This window comes from Microvirga sp. P4_G7, assembly GCF_056401005.1.
In genome coordinates this window covers 1-4592 of sequence record NZ_JBFUKD010000278.1, presented here as the reverse complement: position 1 = coordinate 4592, position 4592 = coordinate 1, and the positions used below count along the sequence as shown (strand labels likewise).

The window sequence follows — 4592 nt, the reverse complement described above, 5'->3', positions numbered from 1 at the left end:
CCCCAGGACCGCGATGCGGCGACCCTGGCGCGCATCGCGTCCGAGCGTCTCCAGCTCGATGTCGACATCCTGCACGATACCGATCTTCCAGCCCCTGGCCCGAAGCCGTTCTTTTCGATTCTCGACGAAACGCTATCGGATGAGTTGAGGCGACAGCTCGATCGTCCCTACTGGATGGATACGGTCGGCCGGTCGAACTACATCGAAATTCGCGTGAAGCTGAACAACCAGGACGTCATGCAGGTCCTTGCGCGTCGAAGCCAAGCCTATGCGTCCAACTCGCATATCTTCCTCGTCTGGATGGGAGCGTCGTCTCTCGTTCTGCTCGGCATCGCCATCCTGTTCCTGCGCAACCAGATCCGCCCGATCCTGCGGCTCGCCGAGGCGGCCGAGGATTTCGGCAAAGGACGCGAGATCGAGTTTCGTCCGCGCGGTGCGCGCGAGGTCCGGCAAGCAGGTCATGCATTTCTCGAAATGAAGCGCCGCATCGAGCGCAGCATCGAGCAGCGCACGACAATGTTGAACGGCGTCAGTCACGATCTGCGAACGATCCTGACGCGCTTCAAGCTCTCGCTCGCATTGATGGAGCAAACGCCGGAGATCGAAGACCTGAAGCGCGACGTGGACGAGATGAGCCGTATGCTCGAAGGCTATCTTTCCTTTGCGCGCGGCGACAGCGGCGAGCAGGCGGTGACTACCGACTTGCGTCTACTTCTCAACGAAATGCAATCGGACGCGGAACGACAAGGGCATTCGACGTCGCTCGACATCGTCGGAGACCCGAACATAACGGTCCGCATCGACGCGTTCCGGCGCTTGTTGTTCAATCTTGTCTCCAATKCCGCACGCCATAGCGACGTCATCGAGATCTCGGCAAATCACGAGACGCGCTGGCTCGTGCTGCATGTCGACGACGACGGCCCGGGTATCCCGCCGGATATGAGGGACGAAGTTTTCAAGCCCTTCTTCCGGCTCGACGAAGCGCGTAATCAGGACGAAGGCGGCTCGGGCCTCGGTCTCGCCATCGCTCGCGACATTGCGCGAGCCCACGGAGGCGACATCACCCTTAGCGACAGCCCGCTGGGCGGCCTGCGCGCGACAGTGCGCCTTCCCGCCTGATCAGTAGAGACGGCCGCCGATCGGAACGTCGCGATCGGGCCTGATCAGCATGACCTCGCCACGCGCATCGGGAACGCCCAGCGTCAAAACCTGGGACATGAACGGGCCGATCTGCCGCGGCGGGAAGTTCACCACCGCGAGGATGTGTTGGCCGACGAGCTCGTCCATCGTGTGATTGACGGTGATCTGCGCAGACGAGCGCTTGACGCCGATCTCCGGTCCAAAATCGATCGTCAGCTTATATGCAGGCTTGCGCGCCTCCGGAAACGGTTCGGCTGCGACGATGCGGCCGACACGAATATCGACCTTCATAAAATCGTCGAAGGAAATGGCGGCACTTGCCGCTCCATTCTCACTCATCTTGCCCCCCAGATTTAACAGGTTCGTGGTCAGATCGCGGCCGCTGGATTGCTGGTCTCGCCATCCTTGGCGCGACGGGAATCTCTCCCGCGGGACCTCGGATCAAAACACATGCGGCAGAGCCGGCGGATCGGAGAGGTCAGCCGGCACAGATCGTCGACGCCTTCGAGCACCCGCTCGCCGCGTTTCAATTCCCGGTCGAGTGTCGCCATCGTTCGCGCCAGATCCGGATCGCTGTCGTCGAGCCACGTCCTCAACGTCTTGGCGAATACCAGCACGGCCCCCTGAAGCTTCAGGGTTCCGAGATGCCCGTCCGTCGAAATTCCTGCGGCCGTCAGCATGAAGCGCTGCGAGTTTGTGGCCTCACGATTGAGGGCCGCCAGAGCCATCGGATCGAGATCGATCGTTCGCGCGATCCTCTTCAGCGCCAACTTGTAAGGCGCCAGCGCATCGAGACGTCGCATCATCACGTCGAAGATGCGGTCGCGGGCTGGTTCGGCAGCGAGATCGGCGGCCGTTCCTTCCAGAACCTGCCGGTCGATCATGCGCGAAAACGCCGCAAGAATGGCGCCCTTGGACGGAAAATGATCCCGGAAATCGGCGAGACTGACCTCGGCCGCCTTTGCGATATCGCCGATCCCGATATCCTTCCACGCGCGTTCCGCGGCGAGCCGCATCAGAGCCTGAACGATCGCTTCCTTTTTCGAAAGCGGCTGCGAAGCAGAGGGGGTATCGGTCATGACAGCACTCCTGAGATATCTCTGCTTCGTTATCTAGGGGCCAGCCGGGCGAATGCCACGTTCCTCAGCCGGCGAGGTCTTCGGCGCGCTTCTTGGCAGCAGCGACGGCCTTGGTCATCAAAGCTTTCATTCCGCCTGGATCGGCCATCAGAATTTCGAGCGCAGCTGCTGTCGTCCCGCCAGGAGAGGTGACGTTTTCGCGCAGGGTCGCTGGCGACAGATTGCTTTGCGACAAAAGCTCTCCGGATCCGGTGATCGTCGCGCGTGCGAGACGCAAGGCGAGATCCTGCGGAAGTCCCACCGCGGTCCCTGCATCGGCAAGGCATTCGACGAGATGAAACACATAGGCCGGTCCCGAGCCGGAGACCGCCGTGACCGCATCGACAAGATCCTCCGACGCCAGCCACTCGACTGTACCGACGGCACGGAGCAGTGCATCTGCGGCCCGTCGCTGCGCTTCGCTCACATTGCCGTTCGCGGCCGCCCCGGTGGCGCCGCGCCCGATGCTTGCCGGAAGATTCGGCATTGCGCGAACAACCGCTTTTGCGTGCGGCAACTTTGCCAAAAGATCGCCGATCGTCTTGCCGGCGAGAATGGAAATGACCAACGTGTCCTCGCCCAGGATGGCATCGATGGCCGGCGCGACGTCGTCGAGCATCTGCGGCTTGATCGCGAATACCAGCACGGTCGGTGGCGCAATCGTCGCTGGATTGAGAGCAATCTTCCGATCGGCGCAAAGGCGCCTCATTTCATCCGACGGGCGCGGATCGACCACGGTCATGGCCGACGCAGACATGCCGACGGCAAGCCAACCTTCCAACATGGCGCCGCCCATCTTTCCGGCGCCGACAAGCACGAGGGACGAAGGCAGATCGGATGTTTCAGCAGGCATGACAACTCAGGCGGCTAGTGGGAGGGGGCGTATCTATTCCATCTCTCCCCTGCCCTGTCGAGCACGGTTCAGGCTTCGCCCTCGGTTTCGAACAGCACGCAATTCAGCGCTTCCTGCGCCGACTTGCCGGCCCACATCACGAACTGGAACGCCTGATAGTAACGTTCGCAGGCCTCCACGGCGGCCTTCAGGAGCGTCTCGCATTGCGGCTGCGTGAGTTCGGCTCCGCCGGCGAGCGGCACACCGTGCCGGAACATCACGACGTTGCCGTTGGACCAGATGTCGAAATGTCCGATCCACAATTGTTCATTGATGCGTGCGACGAGCTCCAGAATGTCCTGGCGTCGGCGATCCACCACTTTGAGATCGAATGCGCATGCGACGTGGAGCGCCTCCACCTCGTCCAGCCACGTGAACGCGATCTGGTATTCGCACCACGCTCCCTCGACGGAAATGGACATTTCGTCCGCGTCCGCGCGGTCAAAAATCCAATGCCGAAGCGAAGCCAGCCGCTCGACGATGTCGAGAGGATGCTCAGCACGGTCAATTTGGATAGGGAGCAGGGACATGTCGATCCGCTTCGTCTCAAGCAAGCCCGAGACCAGAAGCGGTCCCTTGCAATAAGATTGCACAGTCATATTCGGGAAGGTACGTAATTCCTGACTAATCTTGAGATTAGAACAGTTGAATCACGCGGCGAACACGAATCAATGTGCAACTCGACAGTCGAGGATTTTGCCGCCCGCCACAATGGACGACAAAGATCTGTCCACAACGGGCGGACGCATGGCAGGCCTACGTTGAAAGCATCGTGAATTCAACGACAAGGACTCATTGTGGAACAAGGACTCATGTGGGGGACCCCTTGCCCCTTGTCGGTCAGGGGAGCCGCTCTTCGAGGGCCTTCAGGCGAACGGCCAGTTGCTCGTTCTCTTCCCGCAGAGCCGTAACCATGTCGCGAAGGACCTCGACCTCTTCGCGGGTCGCCACGTCCATATCCTTGATCAGGCGCTCGATCTGCGCCTTCGCAACCGTTTCGACCTCGCGTTTGACCCCTTGAGCAGCGCCGGCCGCATCCGTTGCGAGACGGGCGATCTCATCGAAAATCCTGTTGGACGTCTGAGACATAGGTCATTCCGTATTGAAAAGCGGGATATAAGCCATTCACATGTGGTCTCTTTCGGTTGAAACCGCAACAGGGTTGACGCTGGCCGGCCGGTGGGTCCAATGGCAGGGATATTCAGAACCAAGCCATGCCCCTTTTCGCCATCCCCTTCCCTGCCATCGATCCCATCATCTTCGCCGTCGGCCCCTTCGCCGTGCGGTGGTATGCACTGGCCTATATCGTGGGCCTGCTTGGCGGCTGGTTCTATGCCAAGGCGCTCGCCGCGAAGGCCGACCTTTGGGCACCTCTGCCGCAACCCAAGCCGATGGACATCGATGATCTGATCGTGTGGGTTGCCCTCGGCGTCGTGCTGGGA

At 60.9% G+C, this 4592-nt stretch carries 7 protein-coding genes; 2 read left to right on the top strand and 5 right to left on the bottom strand.

Translation table 11 applies throughout. The features are described from left to right. Positions 1-1119: ATP-binding protein (locus AC1DT3_RS12765; RefSeq protein ID WP_477465625.1), on the top strand; the 1119-nt coding region annotated here is incomplete at its 5' end. Here the strand turns inward: AC1DT3_RS12765 and AC1DT3_RS12760 are convergent. The 5 genes from AC1DT3_RS12760 to AC1DT3_RS12740 form a co-directional block, all read right to left on the bottom strand. Then, entirely contained in the window at positions 1120-1479 is a 360-nt protein-coding gene (locus tag AC1DT3_RS12760; protein ID WP_477465624.1) for a tRNA-binding protein, read from the bottom strand. 29 nt (positions 1480-1508) lie between these two features. Next, positions 1509-2219 carry a TetR family transcriptional regulator gene (locus AC1DT3_RS12755; protein ID WP_477465623.1) on the bottom strand — a complete coding sequence of 237 codons (711 nt, stop codon included), beginning with the start codon at positions 2217-2219 and terminating at the stop codon, positions 1509-1511. Positions 2220-2283: 64 nt separating this feature from the next. Continuing rightward, entirely contained in the window at positions 2284-3111 is an 828-nt protein-coding gene (proC, locus tag AC1DT3_RS12750; RefSeq protein WP_477465622.1) for a pyrroline-5-carboxylate reductase, read from the bottom strand. Between the two features lie 68 nt (positions 3112-3179). Continuing rightward, a complete protein-coding gene (locus AC1DT3_RS12745; RefSeq protein ID WP_477465621.1) occupies positions 3180-3680 on the bottom strand; it encodes a type III secretion system chaperone family protein in 501 nt (166 codons plus the stop codon). A 310-nt stretch (positions 3681-3990) separates the two neighbouring features. Further along, positions 3991-4239 (bottom strand): accessory factor UbiK family protein, encoded by a 249-nt coding sequence (locus tag AC1DT3_RS12740; protein ID WP_169850273.1) that lies wholly within the window; start codon positions 4237-4239, stop codon positions 3991-3993. Positions 4240-4364: 125 nt separating this feature from the next. Here AC1DT3_RS12740 and AC1DT3_RS12735 point away from each other — a divergent pair. Next, positions 4365-4592 (top strand): prolipoprotein diacylglyceryl transferase family protein (locus AC1DT3_RS12735; protein WP_477465620.1); only part of this gene is annotated, 228 nt, incomplete at its 3' end.